Origin of the sequence: Bariatricus massiliensis, from assembly GCF_900086725.1 — a bacterium.
GTDB classification, from domain to species: domain Bacteria; phylum Bacillota; class Clostridia; order Lachnospirales; family Lachnospiraceae; genus Allocoprococcus; species Allocoprococcus massiliensis.
Window position 1 is genome coordinate 1,653,090 of sequence record NZ_LT574838.1, and the last position, 25,881, is coordinate 1,678,970.

Here is a 25,881-nt window from a genome sequence, read left to right on the forward strand (position 1 = left end):
ATGAACGGAATCAAACAAATTTTTAAGAAAGAACTGGACCGTGTATTTAAGGATAAGAAAATGATATTTTCCGTATTTCTGCTTCCCGTGCTCATTATGGTCGTCATCATGTCTATTGTAGGCAATCTGGCGTCCAACATGGAGGATGACATCGAAAATCACACCTCTATTGTCTATATACAGAATGAACCGGAATCTTTCGCAGAATTTCAGCGGCAGGCCACTGCCAAGTATAGTTTGAAGTTCATAGAATCCGCCGAAGACAGAAAAAAGGCTGAGAACGACATTTTAAATGGCAAAGCCGATTTAATCATTGAGTTCCCTGAAAGCTTTGACGCACAAGTGGCCGACTATGAGGAAGGGGACACAATCCCTCAGATTAAAACATATTATAACCCTTCCGAGGACTATTCCAACAGCGCCTTCCGCAATATATCCGGAACCACGCTTGAAGAATACCGCCAGATGCTGCTGGCACAAAGAATGGGGAATCTGGAGCAGATCGTAGTCTTCGAAGTCAATTCCGACAATGACAATATGATCATTCAGGACGACAAAAAAGCCAGCGGGAAAGCCGTCGGTATGATGCTTCCTTACTTTATAACCATTCTTTTGTTCGCGGGAGCAATGGGTATCGGCTCTGATATGATTGCCGGCGAAAAGGAACGCGGCACTATGGCAAGCCTTCTCGTGTCACCAATCAAACGAAGTTCCATCGTTCTGGGCAAAGTATTTTCCCTTATGGCCATATCAGGACTCTCCTCACTGGTATACGTGATTGTCATGGTAGTCTGTATGCCGCTTATGATGAAATCCATGGCCCCGGGCTCCGGCAGCGATTTGAACCTGCAGCTATCCGTTTCCCAGATTGTAATGCTGGGCGCACTGCTGGTGGCAATCGCTTTCCTGTATTCAACGATTATTGCTCTGCTCTCCGTGTTCGCCAAATCCACGAAGGAAGCAAACACCTACATTATGCCGGTTTACATGCTCGTACTGATTATCGGACTTATTACAATGTTCACAACGGGTGAGGCCAATAACATAAATTTCTTTATTCCGATTTATAACAACGCTCTGGCATTCCAAGGAATACTAAGTCAGGACATCACAGTTATGCAGTATGTCGTGACGCTCATAGAGACATTGGCATTAGGCGGCATACTCACGGCAATCGTGGTGAAAGCATTTGAGACAGAAAAAGTAATGGCAAAATAGATTTGTAAGGAAGTGATTCAAATGAGAACAATGGAATTTAAAATGGAACGGAACGGATTGATAGAAGTGGGTGACAAGGCAGTCGTCACAGAAGGCGTATTGCCCAACTCTTACTACTACACAATAGAGCCGGCAGTGGCGATGAGCGGCAATTACCGTACCTCCGAGCGACTGAAATCCAAAGAGGGAATCGTGAAGGAAATCAAAGAGACCTCAAAAGGATTCTATATCATTGCTGAATTTGACGAACCGTAATTACAGCAAAGTACTCTGTGAAGTTTAAAACTAGATGCTGGGCATGCTTATGCTAGCAAAGCTTTTTCCCGCAGCCCATGCGCAGTTGTAACATAGTAAAAAGAACCGCATTGGTAGATTAGCGAATTCATTAATCTACCAATGCGGTTCTTCTACAGTCGTCCCTATTCCATTAGAATAGCTACTTGATTAATCTGATATCCTAGTTACACGTATATGTCCCCACTCGCTCTCAGGATCAAGGTTTTTCACTTTATACTCGAATTCATGTTCCGTTAGTTTCAATATTTTGAACCATTGTCTATATTTATCCGAATCTTTTTCAGCAATGCACAAAAAGCCGTCTTTAATTATCCACTTTTTATCCTCAACATCACTTGTATCTTGTTTTGTATGGATATAATAATCTAATGTTTTACTTTCATAAACATTGAGCTCGACTGTAATATTAAGATTTGTCCCTTGACCTTGCCACTTCCCAATCAACAATTCTTCTTCACTTGGCGGCCTATCCTTAAAATAAAAAAAGAGTACAAGAGCGAATACAGCAAAAGCAATAGCAATGCTACCAACAATATAAACTTTTTTCTTATTACTTTTTAAAGTACTAACTTTATCTTGCAATGCAGCTTTTTTAATTTCCTTTATTGGACAACCACAATAAGGACATCTTTCAGCTTTATCACTTATTTCTTTTCCACACTCGCTACACTTAAATAACGCCATTATATAGCCTCCTATAACTAGTTATGCATCCTTGGGATACCAATTTATACTTAGTTTGGTATACTCCACATCTGTCCTTAATTCAACGCGTACACCGTCTTCATTTTTCCAAACATACCCCTTATTATCTATATCGCTGAACTTATTCTCTGATTCATATGATTCATCAAACTTCCCATATATTTTAGTTAAATAATCAAGGAACTTATTAATTTCCTCCTCTGTATAGCTGTTATCATTTCCCTGCCAAGCAACAATACTAATTTGTTCCGGCTCACAGTCACCAGCCGCTTCGTGCTGATAATAATAGCTTACTTCTCCTTCATAACCCAGTATCTGTTTAGTCTGCTTTGCAATAACAAGTCCTGTGAAAATTTCTTCTTCCTTAACATCTGACGGTAAATCTTTTGCGTATTTCCCTAAATAATCAGAATACACACTAAGTTCATTATTTCCTGTCATTTTTATGAAAACAACTATAATAGCTATCACAATTATAAGAACGGAAATCCCCAACAATACCTTCTTCTTATTTAACATCATTTTTTTAGCTATCTCAGGAATCTCTTTATCCTTAATTGCAATATCTCTCTTTATTGGATAGCCACACTTAGGGCACGCCTCCTCATTACCGCTCACCAGTGTCTTACATTCCGGGCATTCTATCTTTTGCTGAGCTTTTTCTTGCTCTTTTAGTCGTCGCCTATACTCTCCTATATTAAAACCACAATTAACGCAATTCTCAGCTTTATCGCTCACTTCTTTAGCACACGATGGACACTTAATTAAAGACATACTTCTCCCCCCGTTCTCATTAAATTATCATTCTTTATGAAAGTTATAAGTTACGTTTATTTTATCATTTCTCAGATACAATCACAAGATGATTCCTACAGTTCAACATGTAGAGAACTGTAATTACAGCGGGATTCTCCGTGAAATTTATTGCATTTCATCACATACTCTGATATGCACTTCTCTTAGCTGCTCCTTGGATACCTTTCCCGGAGCGCCGCACATCACATCCTGTGCCCTTTTATTCATAGGAAATGCTATCACCTCCCGTATGTTCTCTTCGCCGCCAAGCAGCATGACCATTCTGTCCAGACCGGGAGCGATGCCTGCATGAGGCGGGGCGCCATAACAAAATGCCTGATACATGGCCGGAAACTTCTTCTTCACATCTTCCTCACACATCCCCACAAGCTCAAAGGCCTTTACCATAATATCCGGTTCATGGTTCCGCACCGCGCCGGAGGACAATTCTATCCCGTTGCACACCAAGTCGTACTGGTAGGCATAGATGTCCAGCGGCTCCTTCTCCATGAGCGCTTTCATTCCTCCCTGCGGCATCGAAAACGGATTATGGCAGAACTCCAGTTTTCCGCTCTCCTCTCCGATTTCATACATGGGGAAATCAACAATCCAGCAGAATGCGTAGCAGTCTTCATCCATATACTGGGGATTCCTTCCGCCAAGCACCTTTCTCATAGCTCCTGCCGTCTTCTGTACTTCGCCCAGCTCATCTCCTAGGGCAAGGAATACCAGCTCTCCACCTTCCAGCTTAAGATTTTGTATGAACTGTTCCCTCACCGGATGTAAGTGCTTCGCCACACTCCCTATAAAGGCAAGCTCTCCCTTCTCATCTGGCTTGACTCTGAACCAATACACTGTATTTCCGGTCAGTACCTCTATCTCCTTTTGGCAGCGCTCAATCTCCTTCCTGCTGCCCTCATACTGAGGGGCTATGACCGCCTTTGCGTAGGTTTTATCCAGCAGTGGGGGCACATCTTGAATCTCCAGCTTTATCCGCAAGTCCGGCTTATCTGTTCCATACCGCTCCAGCGCCTCCCTGTAAGGAATACGGCAAAATGGCGCGGACGGCACACGGTGATACTTGCCATACTTTTCAAATACCGGCGGAAGTACTTTTTCTATGACTTCGAAAACCTCTTCCTGCCCGGCAAATGCCATCTCCATATCCAGTTGATAAAACTCTCCCGGGGAGCGGTCCGCCCGTGCGTCCTCATCCCGGAAGCAGGGCGCGATCTGAAAATACCGGTCAAAACCGGAGGCCATAAGGAGCTGTTTAAATTGCTGGGGAGCCTGCGGCAGTGCATAGAAACTTCCCGGGAAATTCCTCGAGGGCACCAAATAATCTCTCGCCCCTTCCGGGGAAGATGCCGTAAGAATGGGGGTGGTAATTTCCAGAAAACCCAGTTCTTCCATGCGCCGTCTAAGCTCAGCGGTGACTCGGCTTCTGAGAACTATGTTGTCCTTCACCGCAGGATTTCGTAAGTCCAGATAACGGTATTTCAATCTAATGTTCTCTTCGGCCTCCTTCGAGCGTCTAATCTCAAAAGGGAGTTCCTCATACTTACACCTGCCTAAGACCTCAATCCGCTCAGGCACCACCTCAATCTCTCCGGTAGGCATCTCATCATTTTTGCTGCTACGCACCCTTACCGTTCCCGTCACGGCCAACGTGCTCTCTCTGTTTATCTCCCGCAGCCTTTCCAGCATCTCCTCCGACTCTAACACAATCTGTACTATCCCGTAAAAATCCCTTAAAATCAGGAATCCCAGATTTTTACTCACTCGTCTCAGATTCTCATACCACCCATTCACACATACCTTTTGCCCCGCATTCTCTTTCCTTAGCTCTCCACAATTACATTTTTTATTCTCCATAACATTTCTCCTTTCGCGCAGGATGCGCATTGCCACAAAAAAAGAACCACAAAGTAAATTCAACAATTTACCAATGTGGTCCTTCTACATTCTGATATGCCGGATGCACTTAAGTACATCTATCACAATAAGTCTCCCACACAGGCACAGCACAATCAGCGCTTGTACCTGTGTCATCTTCACAGCTACAAGCGCTTCCTATCGTCGTCCCTGTTCAGTTCGGAAAACTGAAATCTTAGCATATCTACATCCCGCCTTTAATTTTCTACTACTTTACCACCGGCTCTTCTGCCTGTCAAGCCCTATATATATTTTGGTAATACGTGACTTTCCCATTTTTCCATGCTAAAATGTAACTAATCACAAATAAGGAATACCGAGTATCTATAAAAGGGGGAAATACACCGTGAATCTTACATACAAAAAGGCAGGCCTCAGCGACTTGGACCTGCTGACAGACTCCAGAATCGAAGTCCTGCGGGCCGCCAATGAATTGAGCGATGAGGTTGACATGTCTCTTGTCGCCAAGGAATCTTACTTTTATTACAAAGACTCACTCTCTGGCAGCGAACACGTGGCCTATCTGGTTTTTGACGATAAGACCTTTGTGGCAACCGGAGGAATCAGCTTTTACCGGGTGATGCCTACATACCATAATCCCAGCGGCAAAAAAGCTTACATCATGAATATGTACACCGTTCCCGAATACCGGCGCCGGGGCATCGCCCTAAACACACTTGACCTGCTTGTGCAGGAAGCGCGAAAAAGGAACATTGCCTATATTTCGCTGGAGGCGACAAAGGCCGGAATTCCTCTCTATGAGAGATATGGTTTTGTGAAGCTGGACTGTGAAATGGCATTACCACTGAACTAGTATATATGAATGGAGAATTTATTTTATGAAATTAGAAACTTTTCAATATCCCGAAGATAAGGCTTCTATGTACCGTATTTTGAGGACACAACTGCAGGGACTGACAGACGGTGTCCACCATGTGACCGCCAATCTTGCCAACGCCTCCGCTCTTTTGAATCAAGCTTTGGACAAGATTAACTGGGTGGGATTTTATCTTCTGGAAAAGGATACGCTTGTGCTGGGGCCATTTCAAGGCAAACCTGCCTGCATCGAGATTAAGGTTGGAAACGGCGTATGTGGAACGGCCGTCGCCGAAGATAGCGTAATGCTTGTAAAAAATGTACACGAATTTCCCGGACATATCGCCTGTGACAGCGCCTCCAATTCAGAGATTGTAATTCCCCTGCATAATGCAGCGGGAGAAATTGTAGGAGTGCTGGATATAGACAGCCCGCATCTGGCGCGGTTCGACGAGGATGATAAGACAGGGCTCACTGCCTTTGCAAAGGTACTGGAGCGAATATTCGCCTAAATTTAATCACGACAGCAAAAAGGCAAAAGAAAACTCGACTTTTCTTTTGCCTTTTATATTTCTGTCCACTCTGTAACTGTACTAGACAAACTGCCTTCGCTCATCCAAATACTCTTGATACAAATCCAAAGTTATCTGGGACTCCTCTATCGTCCGCCCCTTAAAGGTAGCGAAGCTCTCTGTCTCGTACCATTTTTCCTCTATACATTTCCTGAGCCAGCCTATCAGATTGTTGATATAGCTCTGCTCCCTCGCCATATTGACTGCTTTCTGTATCACATCCGTGCGGTTGTCGGATATCTGCAGCAGCATCCTTATATCCTGAATGGTAACCGGCTCACTGCCGAACATATCCGCCACCTTTAGAATCAACTTCTCATTGACCTCAGGCTTTTTCGCCGCCAGCACATTGGGGGCCACTTCTTCCGTCAGCTCTTCCGCCGGCGCCTGCATTTTATGTATATCCGAATGGTGTTTACAATTTGGATTCTTTTTTACAAAGAAACGAATGCCATTCACCTTTCCGCCCTTGCCGCTCTTCACCGGCTCATAGTCAAAGCAGATCTCCGAATACTCTGATTCTTCCAATTCTTTTTTCGCAACCTCCAGCACCTTGCGCCGGAAATTTCTCCAATCCTCGAACGGCGGATCCTTGATCTCCTCCAGTGCCTCCTCAAACTTCCCCTGCTCCACAAGACGTTTGACTGCCTTGGACGCGTTTGCGTCCACTACATTCAGAGTAAATTTCAGCTCCGGAATAGAATAAGGGTTCTTTGGCGGTCTCGGAACAGAGAGCACCTCTGTGCCTTCCCTGTCAAATCTATAGTAGTGCGTACGAAGAATTTCATAAATCCTTGTGGTGAACAACGACTTAAAAGAACAAAGCACATCCAGGCTCATCCGTGTATAGTCCTTTTTCAGATTGTAAATATGCGGTTTCATTTCCTTCGTAAAACGGGTGGTAAATACACCGTCCCTATATTCACATTTGTTGACCACATTAAACATAATGAAATTTTCCTTCTCATCATCCTCAATACTGACAACATGGCCCAATGTTTCCTTCGACACTTCTTTGAGTCTTGAATAAATAGAATTTCCACTGATGTGCAGATAATTCTTCACATCTTTTGTGGACACTCTTGCAATCAGCTCCCCATCTTCTACAAACGCCTTTGCAATCGCGATATTCAAAAGTTTCCTCTCAAACAAAGATGTACTGGATTTGCTCTCAATCAGCACATTAGACCGTGAGACCATGTCACGCTCCATCAAGTGTTTCTCTTTTGTCTTTTTGACTGTCTCTGTCATCTTCCCTATACCCCCAGATTTTATCTTGTGTACCTTTTGGGTCTCCCCTTGTAAAAAATGTGTACCTTTTAGGGTACTCATCCTTCTCAAGCTCTCTTTGTGTACTAAAACGGTAAATCTATCCCAAAAAGTAATTACCTGTGTACCAAAAAGGGTAATTATATCCTTTTTCGTGTACCTTTTAGGTAATTTTTCTGCTAAAAGATAGGAATTCGTGTACCATTCAGGTACACATATTCCTAAAAAATAGAATCTCCCCAACATACCTGCATGTCTATATTGTGTACTTTTCAGGTAATCCTGCCGTTAAAATATAGACATGTCTTCTTTCAGCCCGTTATTTCGTATACTTTTTAGGTTACTATACCATTTGTTTATTATTTTGTGTACTTTTAGGGTAAAGTTTTTGATTTCGTGTACCAAAAAGGTACGGCTTTCCCTAAAATATGTGTACCTAAAAGGTACAAAGCATATATTGATTATATACAAGATATAGGCTGTTGTAAAGTATAAAAACATTTTTTTGTGTTTTCGTGTACTTTTTAGGGTAATTCCTTTCCCCCAAAGGTACACTTCTTTACCCGTATGCCTACACAAGTTAGCCCTCTTATGTACACTTCTTTACCCGCTCAAGTAAACAACCTACCCCCTTTCAGTACACGAAATACCCTCGAAAATGGCTTAACCACGGGCTTTACAGCCCCTCCTAATATAAACAAATATAATTAAAATATTGTTGTTGTCATCTTTCTATTATATAAGGAAATATTAAGAAATTTACACACCTAAAAAGTACACAATATGCTAGAATAGACAAAAGAGGTGACGACATTGAAAAGACTTATAAAAAATATACTCAAAGCAGTACTATTACTTATATCTACCGGCCTGATTTTTCTACTCGGTATTAATTTTTATATAGAGAAAACAACCAAAAGTAGAATCATCTCATCCGAAAGCGCAGCCAAGCTTGAAGATGTCGACTGTATCCTTGTTCTTGGCGCAGGCGTGAAAAGCGACAAGACGCCTTCCTTGATGCTAGGAGAACGTCTTGACTCAGGTATAAGCCTCTATCAGTCCGGTGCTTCGCCAAAGCTGTTGATGAGCGGTGACCACAGGCAGGACAATTATAACGAAGTGCAGGTTATGAAAGATTATGCCATCGATGCCGGTGTGCCCTCCTCTGATATCTTCATGGATCACGCCGGAGTTTCCACCTATGACAGCGTCTACCGTGCCAAAGAGATTTTTCAGGCAAAGAAGGTTATCATTGTTTCTCAAGAATATCATCTGTATCGTGCCCTTTATCTGGCAAAAAGCCTTGGAATCGAGGCTTACGGCGTCTCCGCAGACACTCAGTGCTACAAAGGACAAGCATGGCGGGATTTCCGGGAAGTTCTGGCAAGAGATAAAGATTTTTTCACCGCTATCATTAAGCCAAAACCAGAAGTATTGGGTAATACTATACCAGTAAATGGAAACGGAAATATTACTAACGATTGATATTGTTTTCCTTCCATATGATTTTTTTATAGGATTTTATTTATACTCACGGCTGCTTGTTCTTATCATATGATATAGTAACAAGACAGTCAGGGAGGTTTGCTTATGTCATTCATCGGTTCCGTTCTCTGCATTCTTCTCGTCTTGATAATCGATCTTATTCTCTGTTTTGTAAGGGCACAGATTAAACGGAAAAATGATTCTTCTTAAAATCGATTAATCCCTCTTTTTTGAGTTTTGATAGTTCATTGGACAACGCGCTGCGCTCTACGGAAAGATAATCCGCCAGCTGCTGGCGGTTAAAGGGAATATCAAATTCATTTTTCCCCTGTCTCAGGGCCTGCCCCGACAAGTAGATCATTACACGTTCTCTGATGGACTTTGGCGTAAGCAAGTCAATCTTTCTTGTAAGATTTATATTCTTATTAGCAAGTACTCTCAGAAGGTTCTGCGTAAGCCGGCTGTGATAGGGGCAGGATGACGGGCAGCTGCTTTTCCCGTCGGATTCAAAGAGCCTTCCAATGTCCAAAAACAAAATCTTAGACTGCTCTGCCGCCTGTACGTTTACCATCATGGGCTCTGCTCCAAGGCACGCATACGTCTCCGCGAAAATCTGTCCCGCCCTCACATGATCTAAAATCTGTGTATTTCCCCATATATCGTCCTTTACAATATTCACAGAACCTGATTTGACGAGGCCAAGATAGCGCACCTTATCTCCAATTCTGTATATATAGCTTCCTTTTTCAAAGTCTTTCTCTTCTGCCTCCAGACACAAAAGTATTTCATTGATCTCTTCCTCATCAATCCCCGCAAAAAGCCAGCATTTTGAAAATAGATTTTCTTTCATATTTCAACCTTTCGTTGTTAAAACAACATATTTTTCATTTTTGTTATAGTATACTTCCACTTGTAGCAGCAGACAAGGCTTATTTCAGGAGGAATAAATATGATAAGAAAAATAATCAAAATCGATAAAAAAAAATGCAATGGATGTGGGATATGTGCTGATGCCTGCCACGAAGGGGCAATCGGCATGGTAGAGGGAAAGGCAGAACTGCTGAGAGATGATTACTGCGACGGGCTTGGAGATTGTCTTCCTGCTTGTCCTGCCGGGGCTATTTCCTTTGAGGAACGGGAGGCCGCGGCATATGACGAGGCTGCGGTAAAGGAACGCATGGCGGCCAAAAAAGCAGCGGCGGCTCCGCGTCCTGCCGAAAGCCAGTTGTCCCAGTGGCCTGTACAGATAAAACTGGCGCCCGTAAACGCTCCCTATTTTGACAACGCCAAGCTTCTAATCGCCGCCGACTGTACAGCCTACGCTTACGCAGCCTTCCACAGCGATTTTATTGCCGGCCGCATCACTTTGGTAGGCTGTCCCAAATTGGACGCTGTGGATTACTCAGAAAAGCTTACGGCGATTATTACCAATAATAATATTAAAGATGTCACGGTCGTGCGCATGGAAGTACCCTGCTGCGGCGGTATAGAACAAGCGGTAAAGACTGCGCTGCAAAACAGCGGAAAAATGATTCCGTGGCAAGTAGTTACCATCAGCATAGGCGGACAGATTCTTGCATAAATTTAGGGGAACTGCAGATTAATAAAACTGCAGTTCCCCATTTTTACGATTGTTCGCTTCCGCCCGTCTCAAAAGTACCTTCGTGATGCCTACCATGAGCAGCAAGCATATGCCAAGCCGCAGTAGATCTGCCCCTATCCCCGCACCGTCGCCGGTTATATGGAGGACGAGCCGTATAATATTCAGACAGTATGTGAGTGGAAATAAAAGAGATATCACTTTCGCCCACACAGGAAAACATGCGGCAGGTATCCGTGTCCCTGAAAACAAGACCATCGGGGTATCAAATAAGTCCATAAAAATCTCGGCGTCCCTTGAAAATAAAAAAATGGCATTCATCATTCCGCCCCAAATTGTGGAAGACCCCAGTAAAAGAATAAATATGACTGGGAGCAGAAAAATATTGTCCCAGCGGATACTTTCTGCATAGAGCAGAATAAACAGGCAAAAACAGCAGAACATCCATACCTCCTGTAAAAGCGCCCCAAGCGCCTTGCCATAATTCATGGCCATCCGGCTGGCAGGGGACAAAAAGGAGACTTCCAACGTCCCTCCGGTACGCTCCTGATAGCTCATGGACCAAGCATTTTGTACCATAGACCAGTAGCAGTTGTATGCCATATAGCCTGTGGCCAGAAACGCCAGCAGTTCCTTCCCGCTGGATATTCCAATAAAGTTTCCTGTGAGAGAAAATGGTTTATATGTATAATAGACTTCTAGAAATCCCAAAACAGGCCATATAAGGAGCGAGAAGTACACAAAATACGAATGATAGTTATGCTCCTGCTGCTTCTTAATTTCAGCCTTCATAACAAGCAAAATATTCTTCACTATGCGTGTTCCCCCCTTGAATGATTTATAAGGTACATCAATGTCTCTTCCAAATCAGGCTCCTTAATCTGGCTCACGACCTTCCGCTCGTATCCAAGCAGGTCTTTCAAATCCTCTTTCGTACCCTCCGCAATCATAGCGCCTTTGTCCAGCACATAAATATAATCACACAACTCTTCGGCCTCACTGATATAATGTGTGGTCAGAAGTACACCTTTGTGATGCTTTGCCGCCAGCTCCATCACGAGGGCACGGATTTCCTTTGCGATGACGATATCCAGCCCCAGTGTAGGCTCATCAAGGAAAATGTACTCCGGGTCATTGATAAGTCCTCTTGCAATCTGAAGCCTCTGCTTCATTCCCTTGGAATACCTCTCCACCGGTGTGTCTGCCGCCTCTGTGAGTCCTACGATTTCTAAGAGCCCACGGATGCGCTCATCAAGCACACTCCCGCTGACACCATAGAGACTGCCAAAATACTGCAGATTCTCCACCGCGGTCAGCCGCCAGTACAGATTCCGCTCTCCGCCGGATATCACATTGATCCGCTCCTTCACCCACAGGTGATTTGCCACTGCGTCCACACCGTCCATGGTCAGCGTGCCGGAGGTGGGGACTATTATGGAGGAGAGCATACGGATGGTAGTCGTCTTTCCGGCGCCGTTAATTCCAAGCAGGCCTGTAATCTTACCCTTGGGAATCTCCACCGATATATCCTTGACCGCGTGCACTGTCCTACGCTTCTTCGGCCGGAAGAATCCCTGCTTCTCCTTTAATTCATAATTTTTCACCAGGTTTTTGGCCACGATTTTATCCAAATATTCGTTCAATTAAAATCCTCTCCTTCCTTCTGAACCAGACAATTCCAATTACCGCGTATATTACGCTCAATATAAGAAGCTGCGCCAGCAGTTCTACGTTCTCTCCAATTCCCTGCCCGTGTATCATCACACGCCGGAATAATTCTACCGCCGGCGTCAGTGGGAATATCTGCGCAAATGACTGTACCCACTGCGGCAGATACTGAATCGGAAACGCGATGCCGCAGGTCAGGCTCATGAGAAAGAACAAAGTGTTCTGAGTAATATAGGTATCCCTTGCCTCAAGCATGACCGCGGACAAGGACAGCCCCATGCAAAAAAAGCCCAGAATCGCCAGCAGAATCACAAGCACGAACTGCAAGGTAAACGTCTGCCTCAAATCCGCCCCGAAAATCCCGCCTACAGCTAAGACCGTGCCAAACTCCAGCAGCGCCCGCATCGTCTGCTCGCCAAGACAGCCTAAGAAATATCCGGTCCGTGATGCGGGGGACAGCAAAAGCACCTCCAATGTTCCCTCCCGTAGTTCTGTGATCAACGCCCGCCCTACATTCATCAGTGTGGACACCGCCAGCACATTGAGAGCCGCCCCTAACACAATATATGTGATGTAATCGGCCCCGCCTGTATACACCCCAAAGTCCGCGTTTAAATTTCCCGCCAAGAAATAATGGTAAATAAAAAAGGGAAAGACAATCTGAGTCACACCGGTCACCACCCGTGACACAATGAATGACCACGGCATAGCCCGGATTATCCCTATTCGGTTTTTCTTATAAGTCGCTCCTATTACACGTACCATCCCTGCATTCCTCCTTCTCCTGAGCACTAGCGCAGAACCCACTCATAAAGTTGATATGGTATAAAATCAATCGTACTCTGCCGCAGCTTATATTGTATGTAGCGCCCGCTCCTGTGCTTTTCCGCAACACCGGATTCCAAAAGAATCTTCAGATGCTTGGAGACTGCCGCTTCAGAAATTTGTATTTTTTCGGCCATCTCTTTTGTCGTGCTGACTCCCTTAAGAAGTTCCCTCACAATCCTTATTCTGTTTTCATCCGCCAGTGCCTTCAAGACGAGAAGTAGATCCTGAGGTACGGTATCTCCCTTCTTCTCAACATCCACCGTTTTTACAAATTCTAACTCACCGTCCCGGGCGTACATCCACAAGTGAGGTGACAAATAAGTACTCACCGTAGCATATGCCTTGCGGATATCTTTCTTTTTGTATGAGTAATCCCGGTTCTTCATATAAAGAAGCTCCTCCTCGTTCACAAGAAGCCGCGGGTGCAGCCCCGCACACCACGGATAGAAACCTTTACTCTTGCACTTCTTCGTCTCTTCCCGTATAATTTTTATTAAAAATGGCCGTAGAATCATTTCTTCCCGTTCGTACAGCTCCACATAATACCGCTTGATTACCCCCATAATATAATCTCGTTCCCGGACGGTCATAGCGCCCCTATAATAATGAATCATTTGATTCCACTGCGCTATGTTCATCTGGCTCAGGCGGTGAATGGCTTCCGGTATCTCCATCTGCCGCATGCCCTCCCAGATATCAGAATCTATGACCAGATTCCAGCCATCGGCCGCATAATGGAACCCCCGCAGCTCCCGCACCAGTTCCCCATGCCTTTGTTCCACATTTGCCACCCAATTACTTCTTTCCTGATGATGCTCCGGTCTGGAAAGTACATGCATGGAAGCAAACATCTCCCATACCGGCATATATGAAAATACGATTTCCATGTCCTGTTCATAATAAGTGTCTATAATCATGTTGCGCTCCTATCTGCCTTTCTTTGATTAACCGAATGGTTAATTGAAGGGTGTTCCTTTGAAAGTGCAGTCATTATAGACAGTGGGTCATCAATTGTCAAGCGTTTGCGGACAAAACAAAACACATTTAATCGGGAGCACATCATTTTTTAATGTTATGATTGATACACAGTCAAGGAGGAAAACACTATGGAATGGATACAAAGCATCAGTGAAGCTATCAACTATATTGAAGAGAATCTTACCGAAGAGCTAAGTGTTGAACAAATAGCAAAGGAAGTCCATATTTCACCGTTCTATTTTCAAAAAGGATTTTCTATGCTCTGTGGGTATACCGTCAGTGAATATATCAGGCTGCGGAGACTCGCTCTTGCCGGCAGCGAGCTTATCTCCACAGACAGAAAAATCATCGATATTGCCCTGAAGTACGGATATGATTCACCCGACAGCTTTACTAAAGCTTTTACACGCTTTCATGGCGTCACACCTACAACTGTGCGAAAAAACGGAGCGATTATAAAATCATTCGCTCCTCTTAAAATTTCATTTACATTGAAAGGTGGTTTTACTATGGATTACAAGATTGTGGAAAAAGAAGCATTTACAGTGATAGGAGCATCTAGAAAATTCCCGTATGAAAATGCAAAGCAAGATGTCCCCAAATTCTGGGCGGAGCACTACCGAACCGGAGGCGGCAGTACGGTATGTGGTGTATACGGTATTAATATCGATGAAAGTATGAGCGGCGGAGAATTCGAGTATCTGATAGCAGATGAGTATAGAGAAGGTGCAGAAGTGCCGAAGGGCTTTGTCACAAAAACTATCCCCGCGTTAACATGGGCCATTTTTCCATGCAGAGGAAAGATGCCGGAATCCATGCAGGAAGTAAATCAAAAAATTTTCTCCGAATGGCTGCCGAACTGCAAAGACTACGAGTTTGCTGCCGGTTATTGTGTAGAATTGTACGACGACGCTTCTTCTTATCCCAACGGTGTCCAAGATGAAAACTATTACACCGAAATCTGGATTCCTGTTAAAAAGAAATAAATAATTTGTCATGGCAAGCTATGGCATTTATGCTCTATTATCGCACAAAGGAGATGCCCTTCTCAGCCGGGCATCTCCTTTATCATTTTCTATCTGGTCATCTCTTATTACTTCTTACGTCTTTTGAGTCTGGCTACTGTAAATGACACAATCACCACCACTGCCGCCGCCATTACAATCATAAGCAGCATTACCGGCGAGGTGTCTCCTGTCTGTGCCCCGTTAACCGCGTGGCTGTTCACAACCGGATTTTTCGTTTCCGGACTTCCCGGCACGGGCTCCTGCATATCCTCTGCCCCCACCGTCGCAAACGGCGACAGAGAATATACGGTTATTTGAACGGCGCCGTCCGCCACAGTCAGATTCTCGTATACATCCACAGTATCCTGTGCCACAGGTTCCCCTGCTGCATTCAAGTCACCTTTTTTCACATAATGATACACGGAAATCTGCTTGTCTTTGTATGCGTCACCGACCGGTATGATCAGTCTCAGGGCGCCTGTTATATCTGCCTTGCCGCCGCCTGCTGTTTTTGCCCGCAAATCGAATACATTCAGAAGCTTCTGCCCCTTCTTCAGCATTGCCTTAAATGCGTTAAGAACGGCTTTGTCATCCACATTATCAATATGCAGCACTTCGTCGCCTGTCAGGTTGCCTGTCATTGTAAAATGAGCTGTCAGAGAATCCGGAAGTTCAGAATTATTCTTGACTGTCCCCGCCTTCACGGGTTCAATCGTCAGCTGCCCGTCTGCAAAACTGCCGACTTTATAGTTCTTGTCTGTCAGTTCTGCGCTCTTTATCTTCAACGTATAGACTCCATACGGATTGCCGGACGGCACATCCTGCGGCTCAATTTCGACGGTCGCTCCGATAGAATCTGCTGTGGCCTCATTTACCAGACCGGACACTTCAAAATCATAGGATTCGGGAAGATTTCCGCTGTATTTGATAACGGCATCCTTTACCTGAAAGTCAACCGGACGTTCGGTGATTGTTAAAATCCCCGGGATAGCTGTAACTTTATAGTTTTTATTTTTCCCTGTTCCGGTAATACTTATATCCCCAACATCGGTAGCGGTATCTGCGTCACAGTGAAATTCCATCTCCAGACCTTCCGCCGTATCCGTGCCTGCCAGCACACCGCCAGCCGGCGTCTCTATCGCAAACTGTGGATTTTCATCGCCGTATACTTTTTTAGCATCCTTTACCGTCACCTCAATGGATTTGGGATTCACAATAACTACTGCCCCATTTTCGACGCTTTCATAATTATCACTGTCCGTCGGCTCAAAGGTATATACATATCTTGTATTCATACTGTCGCTGACCTGCGGACAGATTGTACCGTCCTTCCAGCTGCCGGTTCCTTCTACCGAGACCGAACTTCCCTTCTCTTGAGCCTGAGCCTTCGGCGTTACCTTACTTAAAGTGTCTCCATAAGTAAGGGCGCCGGTTTGTGTATTCATGATAACCGGTTTCGCCCTATTTACCTTCAGAGCTACATCGGCTTTGTAGGTAAAGTATGGACTGCCCTCCTCCGGCGTAAAGGTTGCCGCATATGCGCCCGTCTTCACATCCGGAACCGTGTCCGGTTCATCCCAGCTCCAGCTTCCGCCGTCTGTAGGCGGAAAGACCACATTTTCCAGTTTATTGTTCTTACTGTATGTAATTTCGCCAAGCTGTGGTACCTCTGGTGCATCCTTTACCCATGCAATGACATAATATCCCATGGAAGATACATCTGCCGTCAGCGTCCCGTCTGCATTATTTGCCACTTCCGTCAGGCTCATGCCATCCCCGCCTCCGGACGCCTGATACAGCACAGTCTTCTCACCGGCCGGATAGGAACTGTCCGGCTGGATGCTCAGATTCACAGTCTGCCCTTCCTGTAATGCAGGATTTAACGTCAGATTATATACATAGAATGTATCTGCCCCGCCATATGGCTCCAGCGCTGTCCGAATCCCGTCATAATCCGCGCCTTCGGTAACCTTATCCGCTGTCAGCGCAGCGCTGGCGGCAGGAAGACATTCATTCGTATCTGTCACAACAACTGCGTCATTATCTGCCTTCAATACCAAAGCAACGCTTGTAAATGCAAACTCATAAGTCTTTGTATCGATTCCAACCGGAACGGACTTTGTGGTAACCGTCAAAGTAGACATATCCTCTCCCTTGGCAATATCCGACTTCTGAATCTTATCTCCCGGCGTGTACTCACTGCCGTTCACTTTTATTTCCACCTGCTCCTTATTACCGGAAGTCAACTCCACTCCGTCTGCCGCAATGATAACATAGGACGTTCCAGCTGGAAGCTGGTCGACAAAGCTCGTCCGACTATCGGTATCAATCTTACGTGCATCGCCAATCGGTGTATCGTTGTTGTCATAAGCTGTATAAGTCAAGGAAGACACGGCCGGCGCCTCTTCCGCCTCACCGTTCTTTGTAAATGCCTTAATCATTACATTTCCGAAGCCGACGTCCTGATTTGAATCTGACATATCCGAGGTATCTGTAACTGTATCATTTTCTATCACATAGCTCTCACCCGGATTGCAGACTGCACTCTGATGTCCTTCTGCACTTGCCAGTTCCATGGGGACATAGCATTGGCTGCTACTGTCCTGAATCGTCTCCACGATAGAGAACTGTTCTCCTTTTATCAGCGTTACCGGCTTATTCAATGTAAGAGTATGATACCCACTGTACGGAAGATCAAACGTCTGCTCTGCTACAGGATTCGTACCGGCGGGAACCGGTCCCTGCCCACCCTCAGGTATCTTGTATACTTCCACTTTCACCGCTGAGTTCGGCGCCATTGTCACTGCGGATATAGCTTGAAGTTCTTCTATGCCATTCACACCATTAGCGGTAAACACATTTGCCACGGAAACCTGAGCGTCCTGAGAATTCATACTATAGTCGCTTGCCAGACCGAGATAATCATACTGATAGTTGTTGTCATAATTATCCGTCTTGCTTCCCTGAAAGCTTGTCACCTGATCGATAGTCCTGTCATAGTAAGAGAGCCAGAAATAACCGGTTCCATCAATCCCCCAGCTTACGTTGCTTCCCCAGCTGTTCTTTACAAGCCATGCACCATCACCCTCAGGCTGTTTATCGGCATTAAAATTAAATTTGGAAAAATTATCATCCCAGCCTACAATACTGACGGAGTGATTCTGCACGGTTTCCACAGTATATTTGTCTACATACTGGCACCAGTTGGTATAATTAAAGTAAGTCCCGTCCTGACTTCCCTCCGGCATGGACTGGTCTGCGTAGTATGCAATGGCAACTGCTCCATTCGTCATAATTGCCTGCTTAATCGCCGCAACAGCATTTGTATCTAACGTATAGGCTGCACCCGCTGACGGATAGCGTCCGTCATAAGCAGACGCCGTTACCGGTGTGGGGAGAAAATCTGCATTCTGCAGATGTACGGCAGAGTTATTTCTATTAGAAGGGTCCACCGTCCAGTCTCCGCTCGCATCTATTGTACCAGCCTGATTCACATACGGGACATCCGTCTCATTCGCCGCACCCTGCCATGTTGACAGAAGCGCAACAGCCTGAGGCATATTTCCGCCATCATTCAGACGCTCGGAGCCGGTTGACGCAGACGAAGTTCCTTCCCCCACCTGCCCGGCGCCTGCCGGGCTGTCTGTCAGGCTTTCCTCATTCTGCGTATCATAGGCAAACCATGCCAGCTGCAATTCGGAATAATCCGGGGCTGTCGCTTCCTGAGTTCCGCCTGCTCCCGTCTTATCGAGCATACTGCTCTCCAGCGAGGATAACGACCCGAACGCCCAGCAGGAACCCCATGGCGCCTGATCCTTTACAGTAGTTGATCCGGCGCACTGCCTCAAATCATAAGTTGTCGGCAATGTTCCCCTGCTGCGGAACTTAACCTTTGAATCATTCCTGTATGCCTGCTCATAAGCGGTAGGGGTAATGCCGCCCGCTGCCTGTTTTTCACCGGCTGAAAACAGTTCTGCCTCCTCCCACACTGTTCCGCCGCCGTTCCCGCTCTCCGGCGCAGCCGATACGTGCAGAAGCGAACCAGAAACAACAAGCGCCGCCGCAAGTCCCAAAGCCGCAGAACGTTTCATAAATTCTTTAAACCTCATCCACCCTTCCTCCTATTGTTCTCATTCATATATATATACTATCACACACAAGTATCCTTGTCTAAGTTATTATGGGGATTTCACATTTAGATTGTGTCTACGATTTGACTGATAAAAATATGTTTATAGAAAAAGAAAACACCGCTCCCACAGCGCATTTGCTGTAAAAACAGTGTTCTAGTGCGCCTTCAGGGACTCGAACCCTGGACAAATAGATTAAGAGTCTACTGCTCTACCAACTGAGCTAAAGGCGCATATTCTTTTGTAACGCAAGTGATATTATATAATATAAAATTACAAAATGCAAGGGGTTTTCCGATATTTTTTAAATTTTTTTACATAAATTTTTCCCTGCTGTCAGAGCTCCTCACTTATCAGCACTACACGGCATGGAGCGCCGTCGCTTCCCGCCAGTTTCAGAGGCATGGCACACAAAAAATATTCTCCCGGCTCAACACCATTCAGAACCAGTCCCTCCACGATGACCATATCTGCCGCCAGCAGTATTTTGTGTACCTTTTGGGTACTTTGCATCGTACCCACCGTCTGCCCTTCCACCCCCAAAAGCTCCAAGCGGGCATCGGCAAAAACGGAGGCGGCCTCTTCTGTAATTTCCGTGTTCCCTTTAAAAAGCAGCTTTTTCCCATGCTTGCTCATGAAACGGCGGGCCGTCTGCCCGTCAAGCACTCCTTCAAAAGCCAGAACATGACAACTGCCCATAAACTGCTCCGGAGCAATCTCACCGATATCTCTTCCTTCTTTTATAAAATGACAAGGAGCGTCCATGTGTGTACCATTATGGGTACACATCTTCAAATATGTCAAATTACAATCATCGCCCTTACCCAAGTCCTGAATTCTCTCACACTCTGGTGAAGGATCTCCGGGGTATACGCAAGAAGAGAATACCTCCTGCGTGACATCATAAAATTTCATACGCCTTCCTCCATGTCAAAAACTTTTTCCTTGTCTGTTCAGTGTATCATAGGAATTCATTTTCTCGCAAGAGTAATACAAATCTTCTTCCATGCTTATAAAAAGTGGCGTATAATATAAGTATTAGCTTTACAAAGGAGGAGAACCATGTCATCAGAAACGATTTCTTGTAAAATTGAACACCACGCAGTGCTTTTTGCTCTTTTATCTAAATATGCCATGACCTTGGCCGGAGATGAGGGGAAGGATGCCATTCAGGCAGGAATGATTGCATACGGCAGAGAACGTGGCGCACGAATGGCAGCCAACGCTGCCGCCCATGGTGATGAACTGACAACAATGACGAGTCAAGTCTACGGAGAATGGCTGCCCGATTATGAAGGCCAGATGGAATGTGGCTGGCTCCAGACAGAACCTACATTCCAGACCTATGTCACGAAATGTGCCTGGTGTGAAGCATGGAAAAAGCATGGACTGCTTGCATATGGAAAGTATTATTGCGTCAACGTAGACAATGCCGTATATCAAGGATTCCGCCCTGATTTTTCATGTCACATTCTCAAAGATACTCTAAGCTTTGGAGGAACACGGTGCGAATTTGACTGGGGCCATCCCCTGACACTTGAAGATGTCCGCAATCTGGAAAAACGGAAGGCCGAAATCGGGACTTCCTGCACGAAAGATTTCAACTTCCATACAGCCCACCTTCTTCATACGGTTGGAAATAAACTAAAAGAATGTCTCGGCGATATAGGAGAAGAAGCTGTGCAGAAAGCCATCGATGAATATATCCAAATATTCGGACAAGAATATTTCGATGTACTGAAGGGAGTACAGCATGGATTCACTGGATTATGAAATACTTAATATATTGAAAAAAAACGCCCGCAAAAAAGCGTCCGATATAAGTAAAGAGATTCATCTGTCCGTCTCAACTGTAATCGAGCGTATCCGCAAAATGGAAAGCTCCGGTGTGATAGAAGCTTATACTATCATAACAAACGAGCACAAGGTCGGCAATGATTTGACGGCTCTCATGGAAATCAGCCTCGACCATCCCAGATACAATGAATCTTTTTCGACAAAAATAATGGAGCATCCCAATATTATATCCTGTTACTATCTGACCGGAGATTTTGATTTCATGATCAAGATAAGCTGCCGTTCCTCCGAGCATTTAGAGCAAATCCATAAATGGATCAAAGATCAGGAGGGCGTACGCTCAACAAAGACGCATATCGTGCTGCGGAATATTAAAAATATCTACTCTTCTCTGCCTTCGGCAGAAGAGGAATAAAGAACTAAAGTGAGGATTATTTTATGAAGACCTTGGGATATTATAATGGTAAATACGGTGAGTTGGACGAGATGACCATCCCCATGAATGACCGCGTCTGCTGGTTCGGTGACGGAGTGTATGACGCTGGGCCCTGCCGGAATTATAAGATTTTTGCAATTGATGAGCATATAGACCGCTTTTATAGAAATGCAGGACTTCTGGATATGAAAATTCCAGTAACAAAACAGGAGTTAAAAGAACTTCTGGAGGATTTGGTGGCAAAAATGGATACCGGCAATCTGTTTGTCTACTATCAGGTGACAAGAGGAACCGGAATCCGCAATCATGTGTACCCGGAAGGAACCGGAAATCTATGGGTGATGCTTAAACCGGCAGAAATCAGCGACGGAATAAAGCCAATCAAATTAATCACCACGGAAGATACCCGCTTTCTTCACTGCAATATTAAAACGTTGAACCTGATTCCTTCCTGCGTAGCATCCGAGAAAGCCCGTCAGGCAGGATGTCAGGAAGCAGTCTTTTACCGCCCCGGCGGAAGGGTCACTGAGTGCGCGCACAGCAACTGCCATATCATCAGGAACGGCACGCTTGTGACCGCGCCGGCCGATAATCTGATTCTTCCGGGCATTGCAAGGGCACATTTAATCCGCAAATGCAAAGAACTGGGTATCCCGGTAAACGAGACTCCTTATACATTGGAAGATTTATATAACGCCGAAGAAGTGATTGTAACAAGCTCCAGCAATCTATGTCTTCACGCCTGCGAGATAGACGGCCGTCCAGTCGGCGGCAGACAGGCCGAACTTCTGGAAACAATCCGCAAGGCACTTTTAGAAGAATTTTGGGACGCCACCAAAGAAGAAGCTTAGATGTTTATTATGGTATAAAGAAAAGGGCAGCCATAATTGGCTGCCCAGTCCATATTATCCTACAGAGTCTTTCCAAAGGTGTTGCACAGTGCTTCCACCGCGCCTTCCTCTATAATACAACTCTCATGTTCCTTCAAAAACAACTCAGAAATCGCTTCTTTCTCTACCAAGCCTCCGAACTCCTCTGCGGAAATGATTTTATTTGCCGAGTTCCGTCCGGCTTCGGTATTCTCAAACTCCATCAACAGATAGTATATATCGTCATGTTCATAAAGACGGCTCTGCGCTGCCTTTCCTGTGCCGAATACTTGACAAAACTGTATGACATAGTCTAACGACGGGAATAAAATCTGATAAGATATTAGATCGCCTTCGTAGTCTCCCTCCTCCAAGGGAAGCAGTGGCAGGCGGTATTCCCGCTGTAAATCCGCAGTCTCTTCTTCATCAAGCTCTTCCTCTATATCTCCACAGGATATGGACAGCAGCAGACTTTTATCCGGAAGAAACGTACCATAAAAGCTCTGTACACCGTTGTCGATATTAATCCCTAGAACTTCTTTCCCCTTTTTCACAAGTATATCCAAGAATTCCTGTGTACGTTCTTGGTTCTGAGTCAATTCTGCCAAATCATACCCTAACGCCTGAATCTCTTGATGTGATATCAGGCAGTTCATACGGGTATCTGTAATCTTCCAAAAAGTCATACGCTCACCCCCTGACTAACTATATGTTTTGTCTTTTGTTCTATTTATTATATAACAATTGGAGGTTATGTCAATATGTTTTCCGAACTTTATATTACTTTAAGATTTACTTTTCATCCTTTTAATAACTTTAAGACGGGTAAATTCTTCTCTTTCCTTCTCTTCCAGCGCGTTGGTAATACTGTACACCAATCCCTCATAAGTCGGGATAGTTATATTCTTCAGCGCATTTGCCCTCTTCTGCGTCTTCTTAATGTTAGTCGCAAGGCGGTATGCCGAATTCTCCACCTGCGACAGCTTCACCGTCAAATCCTTCACCTGCCGGAAAGCCTCCCGCGCCACATCGATCGACTCACGGGATGTGCTGAAAGCATACGTTGGCCGGTTCACTTCATCTTTGTATTTTACCAGCGGAATCTCCGTTCCCATAATACTGCGGGTCTGAATCTTGATAGAATCCTCGATAGGAACCGTATAGGCCAGCTCAGCAACCGTACTGATACCGTGCTCAATATTAGCCCGCTGCAGACATTGATAAGCATAGGTGAAGGTACTGTCTATTTCCTCCTGAATATCCTTGGCCTCATCGATCAAATCCATAAGCTCTCTTATTAAGATATTCCGCTTCTTATCCATCAGTTCATAACCCTGACGCGCAAGCACAAGAGAATTTTTCGCAAGTATTAAATTACCCTTTGTAGGAAATGTACGTGGATCCATAAACTACCTCCTTTCCTTCGGCAGAAGCACTCTCAGACGACTGACGTGCCAGCACGTCGTATTCTGCTCTTGCTTCTGGTCCTTGAGACGACTGAACCTCGCGAAACCTCCGGTTTCTCTCAGTCGCGTTGCTCCTTCGGCAGAAGCACTCTCAGACGACTGACGTGCCAGCACGTCGTATTCTGCTCTTGCTTCTGGTTCTTGAGACGACTGAACCTCGCGAAACCTTCGGTTTCTCTCAGTCGCGTTGCTCCTTCGGCAGAAGCACTCTCAGACGACCGACGTGCCAGCACGTCGTATTCTACTCTTGCTTCTGGTTCTTGAGACGACTGAACCTCGCGAAACCTTCGGTTTCTCTCAGTCGCGTTGCTCCTTCGGCAGAAGCACTCTCAGACGACTGACGTGCCAGCACGTCGTCTTCTGTTCCTGCTTCTGGTTCTTGAGACGACTGAACCTCGCGAAACCTCCGGTTTCCCTCAGTCGCGTTGCTCCTTCGGCAGAAGCACTCTCAGACGACTGACGTGCCAGCACGTCGTCTTCTGTTCCTGCTTCTGGTTCTTGAGACGACTGAACCTCGCGAAACCTCCGGTTTCCCTCAGTCGCGTTGCTCCTTCGGCAGAAGCACTCTCAGACGACTGACGTGCCAGCACGTCGTCTTCTGTTCCTGCTTCTGGTTCAGTCTGCTTATCGCGAATAGTATTGTTCTAGTATTTTTGTGTCTACTCGGTCTAGTTCTTCTTTGGGTAGGATTCTTAGGAGATCCCAGCCTAGGTCTAGTGTTTCTTGTATGCTGCGGTTTTCGTTGGGGCCTTGGCCGATGTAGCGTTTTTCGAATTCTTTGCCGAATTCTAGATATTTTTTATCTAAATCTGAGAGTTCGTCTTCTCCGATAACGGAGGCAAGATTTCTGGCCTCGCCTACTTTGGCGTATGCGGAGAAGAGCTGGTTGGCCAAATCTTGATGATCGTCTCTTGTATACCCTGCTCCTATGCCGTCTTTCATGAGACGGGAAAGGGACGGCAGGATACTGATTGGCGGGTAGATGGACTGTCCGTGAAGATTGCGGTCCAGTACAATCTGTCCCTCTGTAATATATCCGGTCAGATCCGGGATAGGGTGTGTGATATCGTCATTGGGCATGGTGAGTATGGGCAGCTGTGTCACGGAGCCGTTTACGCCCTGCACGATGCCTGCACGCTCATAGATGGTCGCAAGTTCACTGTACAGATATCCCGGGAATCCTTTACGGCTTGGAATCTCTCCCTTGGAGGAGGACACTTCACGCATGGCTTCTGCAAAGGATGTCATGTCTGTAAGAATAACAAGAATGTGCATGTTTTTCTCAAATGCCAGATATTCTGCAAGTGTCAGTGCCACCTTAGGGGTAATCAGACGCTCCACCACCGGGTCGTTTGCCATGTTCAGAAACATAGCCACATGGTCTGCCACACCGCTCTCCTCAAAGGTACGCCGGAAGAAATCTGCCACGTCATGCTTTACGCCCATAGCGGCAAATACAATCGCGAACTCCTCATCCGAATTATCGCCCAGAGAAGCTTGTTTCACAATCTGGGCGGCCAGCTGGTCGTGTGGAAGTCCGTTTCCCGAAAAGATAGGAAGCTTCTGTCCTCGAATCAGTGTTGTCAGCCCATCAATAGCGGAAATACCGGTACGGATATAGTTTCTCGGATATTCTCTGCGCACCGGATTCAGCGGCAGTCCATTCACATCCCGAATCTTATCAGCGTTAATCGGCCCCAGATCGTCGATGGGCTCCCCGATACCGTTAAAAGTACGGCCAAGCATTTCGGGTGAAAGCGCAATCTCCATCGGATGCCCGGTAAGCCTTGTATGGGTATTGATCAGGGACATCTTTTCCGTCCCCTCAAATACCTGTATCACCGCTTTATCCTCGTAAACCTCAACAATACGCCCCATTTTATGTTCATTTTTATCTACAACAAATTCTACAATCTCGTCAAAAAAAGCGTCCTGCACACCTTCCAGTGCAATCAGAGGACCGTTTATGCTGCTTAATCCCAAATATTCTATTGACATCTACGCTTCCTC

Annotated in this window: 24 protein-coding genes and 1 tRNA gene; 10 read left to right on the top strand and 15 right to left on the bottom strand. The window is 45.5% G+C overall.

Annotated features, from left to right (window positions below; all coding sequences use genetic code 11):
- Complete coding sequence (locus tag BN6465_RS19490; protein WP_066738375.1) at positions 1-1,218, top strand: ABC transporter permease; 1,218 nt, start codon at positions 1-3, stop codon at positions 1,216-1,218.
- A gap of 21 nt (positions 1,219-1,239) precedes the next feature.
- On the top strand, positions 1,240-1,473 hold the full coding sequence (locus tag BN6465_RS19495; RefSeq protein WP_066738377.1) for a hypothetical protein: 234 nt from the start codon (positions 1,240-1,242) through the stop codon (positions 1,471-1,473).
- Positions 1,474-1,662: 189 nt separating this feature from the next.
- On the opposite strand, the gene BN6465_RS19500 is transcribed toward BN6465_RS19495, so the two are convergent.
- The 3 genes from BN6465_RS19500 to aspS form a co-directional block, all read right to left on the bottom strand.
- Positions 1,663-2,199 carry a zinc-ribbon domain-containing protein gene (locus tag BN6465_RS19500; RefSeq protein WP_066738379.1) on the bottom strand — a complete coding sequence of 179 codons (537 nt, stop codon included), beginning with the start codon at positions 2,197-2,199 and terminating at the stop codon, positions 1,663-1,665.
- Between the two features lie 21 nt (positions 2,200-2,220).
- Positions 2,221-2,994, bottom strand: coding sequence for a zinc ribbon domain-containing protein (locus BN6465_RS19505; protein ID WP_066738385.1), 774 nt, complete (start codon positions 2,992-2,994; stop codon positions 2,221-2,223).
- Positions 2,995-3,141: 147 nt separating this feature from the next.
- Positions 3,142-4,890, bottom strand: coding sequence for an aspartate--tRNA ligase (aspS, locus tag BN6465_RS19510; RefSeq protein ID WP_082891802.1), 1,749 nt, complete (start codon positions 4,888-4,890; stop codon positions 3,142-3,144).
- A 406-nt stretch (positions 4,891-5,296) separates the two neighbouring features.
- Here aspS and BN6465_RS19515 point away from each other — a divergent pair, with 406 nt between their 5' ends.
- Positions 5,297-5,764 (top strand): GNAT family N-acetyltransferase, encoded by a 468-nt coding sequence (locus BN6465_RS19515; protein WP_066738391.1) that lies wholly within the window; start codon positions 5,297-5,299, stop codon positions 5,762-5,764.
- Between the two features lie 25 nt (positions 5,765-5,789).
- The gene (locus BN6465_RS19520; RefSeq protein WP_066738394.1) at positions 5,790-6,278 is read left to right on the top strand and encodes a GAF domain-containing protein; all 489 of its coding nucleotides are present in this window, start codon (positions 5,790-5,792) and stop codon (positions 6,276-6,278) included.
- An 81-nt stretch (positions 6,279-6,359) separates the two neighbouring features.
- On the opposite strand, the gene BN6465_RS19525 is transcribed toward BN6465_RS19520, so the two are convergent.
- Entirely contained in the window at positions 6,360-7,589 is a 1,230-nt protein-coding gene (locus tag BN6465_RS19525; protein ID WP_199882865.1) for a replication initiation protein, read from the bottom strand.
- 831 nt (positions 7,590-8,420) lie between these two features.
- On the opposite strand from BN6465_RS19525, the gene BN6465_RS19535 reads away from it, so the two are divergent.
- Positions 8,421-9,092, top strand: coding sequence for a SanA/YdcF family protein (locus BN6465_RS19535; protein WP_066738402.1), 672 nt, complete (start codon positions 8,421-8,423; stop codon positions 9,090-9,092).
- Between the two features lie 184 nt (positions 9,093-9,276).
- Here BN6465_RS19535 and BN6465_RS19540 read toward each other — a convergent pair whose 3' ends face one another.
- Entirely contained in the window at positions 9,277-9,942 is a 666-nt protein-coding gene (locus BN6465_RS19540; RefSeq protein WP_066738406.1) for a Crp/Fnr family transcriptional regulator, read from the bottom strand.
- Positions 9,943-10,041: 99 nt separating this feature from the next.
- On the opposite strand from BN6465_RS19540, the gene BN6465_RS19545 reads away from it, so the two are divergent.
- Positions 10,042-10,674 (top strand): ATP-binding protein, encoded by a 633-nt coding sequence (locus BN6465_RS19545; RefSeq protein ID WP_066738409.1) that lies wholly within the window; start codon positions 10,042-10,044, stop codon positions 10,672-10,674.
- Positions 10,675-10,692: 18 nt separating this feature from the next.
- On the opposite strand, the gene BN6465_RS19550 is transcribed toward BN6465_RS19545, so the two are convergent.
- From BN6465_RS19550 to BN6465_RS19565, 4 genes are read right to left on the bottom strand one after another with little or no spacing between them, the layout of a single operon-like run.
- Complete coding sequence (locus tag BN6465_RS19550) at positions 10,693-11,505, bottom strand: ABC transporter permease (RefSeq protein ID WP_066738412.1); 813 nt, start codon at positions 11,503-11,505, stop codon at positions 10,693-10,695.
- Positions 11,505-12,335 carry an ABC transporter ATP-binding protein gene (locus BN6465_RS19555; RefSeq protein WP_066738415.1) on the bottom strand — a complete coding sequence of 277 codons (831 nt, stop codon included), beginning with the start codon at positions 12,333-12,335 and terminating at the stop codon, positions 11,505-11,507. Before BN6465_RS19555 ends, BN6465_RS19550 begins: the two co-directional genes overlap by 1 nt.
- Positions 12,316-13,125: an ABC transporter permease gene (locus tag BN6465_RS19560; RefSeq protein WP_066738418.1), complete on the bottom strand. Its 810-nt coding sequence runs from the start codon at positions 13,123-13,125 to the stop codon at positions 12,316-12,318. Before BN6465_RS19560 ends, BN6465_RS19555 begins: the two co-directional genes overlap by 20 nt.
- Positions 13,126-13,151: 26 nt before the next feature.
- A complete protein-coding gene (locus tag BN6465_RS19565) occupies positions 13,152-14,105 on the bottom strand; it encodes an ArsR/SmtB family transcription factor (RefSeq protein WP_066738422.1) in 954 nt (317 codons plus the stop codon).
- Between the two features lie 189 nt (positions 14,106-14,294).
- Between BN6465_RS19565 and BN6465_RS19570 the strand changes: the two genes are divergently transcribed.
- Positions 14,295-15,152: an AraC family transcriptional regulator gene (locus BN6465_RS19570; protein WP_066738425.1), complete on the top strand. Its 858-nt coding sequence runs from the start codon at positions 14,295-14,297 to the stop codon at positions 15,150-15,152.
- Between the two features lie 107 nt (positions 15,153-15,259).
- Here BN6465_RS19570 and BN6465_RS19575 read toward each other — a convergent pair whose 3' ends face one another.
- The 3 genes from BN6465_RS19575 to BN6465_RS19585 all read right to left on the bottom strand — a co-directional run bounded on the left by BN6465_RS19575 (position 15,260) and on the right by BN6465_RS19585 (position 20,218).
- Positions 15,260-19,282 (bottom strand): lectin like domain-containing protein, encoded by a 4,023-nt coding sequence (locus tag BN6465_RS19575; RefSeq protein ID WP_066738429.1) that lies wholly within the window; start codon positions 19,280-19,282, stop codon positions 15,260-15,262.
- 181 nt (positions 19,283-19,463) lie between these two features.
- A tRNA-Lys gene (locus tag BN6465_RS19580) sits at positions 19,464-19,536 on the bottom strand.
- Positions 19,537-19,639: 103 nt separating this feature from the next.
- Positions 19,640-20,218 (bottom strand): cyclase family protein, encoded by a 579-nt coding sequence (locus tag BN6465_RS19585; protein WP_066738432.1) that lies wholly within the window; start codon positions 20,216-20,218, stop codon positions 19,640-19,642.
- Positions 20,219-20,365: 147 nt separating this feature from the next.
- On the opposite strand from BN6465_RS19585, the gene BN6465_RS19590 reads away from it, so the two are divergent.
- From BN6465_RS19590 to BN6465_RS19600, 3 genes are read left to right on the top strand one after another with little or no spacing between them, the layout of a single operon-like run.
- Positions 20,366-21,076: an L-2-amino-thiazoline-4-carboxylic acid hydrolase gene (locus BN6465_RS19590; protein WP_066738435.1), complete on the top strand. Its 711-nt coding sequence runs from the start codon at positions 20,366-20,368 to the stop codon at positions 21,074-21,076.
- On the top strand, positions 21,057-21,515 hold the full coding sequence (locus BN6465_RS19595) for an Lrp/AsnC family transcriptional regulator (RefSeq protein WP_066738438.1): 459 nt from the start codon (positions 21,057-21,059) through the stop codon (positions 21,513-21,515). The genes BN6465_RS19590 and BN6465_RS19595 overlap by 20 nt, the downstream gene beginning before the upstream one ends.
- A 23-nt stretch (positions 21,516-21,538) precedes the next feature.
- The gene (locus BN6465_RS19600; protein ID WP_066738442.1) at positions 21,539-22,387 is read left to right on the top strand and encodes an aminotransferase class IV; all 849 of its coding nucleotides are present in this window, start codon (positions 21,539-21,541) and stop codon (positions 22,385-22,387) included.
- Between the two features lie 59 nt (positions 22,388-22,446).
- Here BN6465_RS19600 and BN6465_RS19605 read toward each other — a convergent pair whose 3' ends face one another.
- From BN6465_RS19605 to BN6465_RS19615, 3 genes are all read right to left on the bottom strand, one after another.
- The gene (locus tag BN6465_RS19605; RefSeq protein WP_066738444.1) at positions 22,447-23,091 is read right to left on the bottom strand and encodes an adaptor protein MecA; all 645 of its coding nucleotides are present in this window, start codon (positions 23,089-23,091) and stop codon (positions 22,447-22,449) included.
- 99 nt (positions 23,092-23,190) lie between these two features.
- Positions 23,191-23,811 (bottom strand): V-type ATP synthase subunit D, encoded by a 621-nt coding sequence (locus BN6465_RS19610; protein ID WP_066738446.1) that lies wholly within the window; start codon positions 23,809-23,811, stop codon positions 23,191-23,193.
- Between the two features lie 684 nt (positions 23,812-24,495).
- A complete protein-coding gene (locus BN6465_RS19615) occupies positions 24,496-25,869 on the bottom strand; it encodes a V-type ATP synthase subunit B (protein WP_066738448.1) in 1,374 nt (457 codons plus the stop codon).
- Positions 25,870-25,881: the final 12 nt, after the last annotated feature.

Bases quoted from the DNA above. Each gene is read 5' to 3' on its own strand.
- BN6465_RS19490 (WP_066738375.1), top strand. From the start codon at position 1: ATGAACGGAATCAAACAAATTTTTAAGAAAGAACTGGACCGTGTATTT.
- BN6465_RS19495 (WP_066738377.1), top strand. From the start codon at position 1,240: ATGAGAACAATGGAATTTAAAATGGAACGGAACGGATTGATAGAAGTG.
- BN6465_RS19500 (WP_066738379.1), bottom strand. From the start codon at position 2,199: ATGGCGTTATTTAAGTGTAGCGAGTGTGGAAAAGAAATAAGTGATAAA.
- BN6465_RS19505 (WP_066738385.1), bottom strand. From the start codon at position 2,994: ATGTCTTTAATTAAGTGTCCATCGTGTGCTAAAGAAGTGAGCGATAAA.
- aspS (WP_082891802.1), bottom strand. From the start codon at position 4,890: ATGGAGAATAAAAAATGTAATTGTGGAGAGCTAAGGAAAGAGAATGCG.
- BN6465_RS19520 (WP_066738394.1), top strand. From the start codon at position 5,790: ATGAAATTAGAAACTTTTCAATATCCCGAAGATAAGGCTTCTATGTAC.
- BN6465_RS19525 (WP_199882865.1), bottom strand. From the start codon at position 7,589: ATGACAGAGACAGTCAAAAAGACAAAAGAGAAACACTTGATGGAGCGT.
- BN6465_RS19540 (WP_066738406.1), bottom strand. From the start codon at position 9,942: ATGAAAGAAAATCTATTTTCAAAATGCTGGCTTTTTGCGGGGATTGAT.
- BN6465_RS19545 (WP_066738409.1), top strand. From the start codon at position 10,042: ATGATAAGAAAAATAATCAAAATCGATAAAAAAAAATGCAATGGATGT.
- BN6465_RS19560 (WP_066738418.1), bottom strand. From the start codon at position 13,125: ATGGTACGTGTAATAGGAGCGACTTATAAGAAAAACCGAATAGGGATA.
- BN6465_RS19565 (WP_066738422.1), bottom strand. From the start codon at position 14,105: ATGATTATAGACACTTATTATGAACAGGACATGGAAATCGTATTTTCA.
- BN6465_RS19570 (WP_066738425.1), top strand. From the start codon at position 14,295: ATGGAATGGATACAAAGCATCAGTGAAGCTATCAACTATATTGAAGAG.
- BN6465_RS19575 (WP_066738429.1), bottom strand. From the start codon at position 19,282: ATGAGGTTTAAAGAATTTATGAAACGTTCTGCGGCTTTGGGACTTGCG.
- BN6465_RS19585 (WP_066738432.1), bottom strand. From the start codon at position 20,218: ATGAAATTTTATGATGTCACGCAGGAGGTATTCTCTTCTTGCGTATAC.
- BN6465_RS19590 (WP_066738435.1), top strand. From the start codon at position 20,366: ATGTCATCAGAAACGATTTCTTGTAAAATTGAACACCACGCAGTGCTT.
- BN6465_RS19595 (WP_066738438.1), top strand. From the start codon at position 21,057: ATGGATTCACTGGATTATGAAATACTTAATATATTGAAAAAAAACGCC.
- BN6465_RS19600 (WP_066738442.1), top strand. From the start codon at position 21,539: ATGAAGACCTTGGGATATTATAATGGTAAATACGGTGAGTTGGACGAG.
- BN6465_RS19605 (WP_066738444.1), bottom strand. From the start codon at position 23,091: ATGACTTTTTGGAAGATTACAGATACCCGTATGAACTGCCTGATATCA.
- BN6465_RS19610 (WP_066738446.1), bottom strand. From the start codon at position 23,811: ATGGATCCACGTACATTTCCTACAAAGGGTAATTTAATACTTGCGAAA.
- BN6465_RS19615 (WP_066738448.1), bottom strand. From the start codon at position 25,869: ATGTCAATAGAATATTTGGGATTAAGCAGCATAAACGGTCCTCTGATT.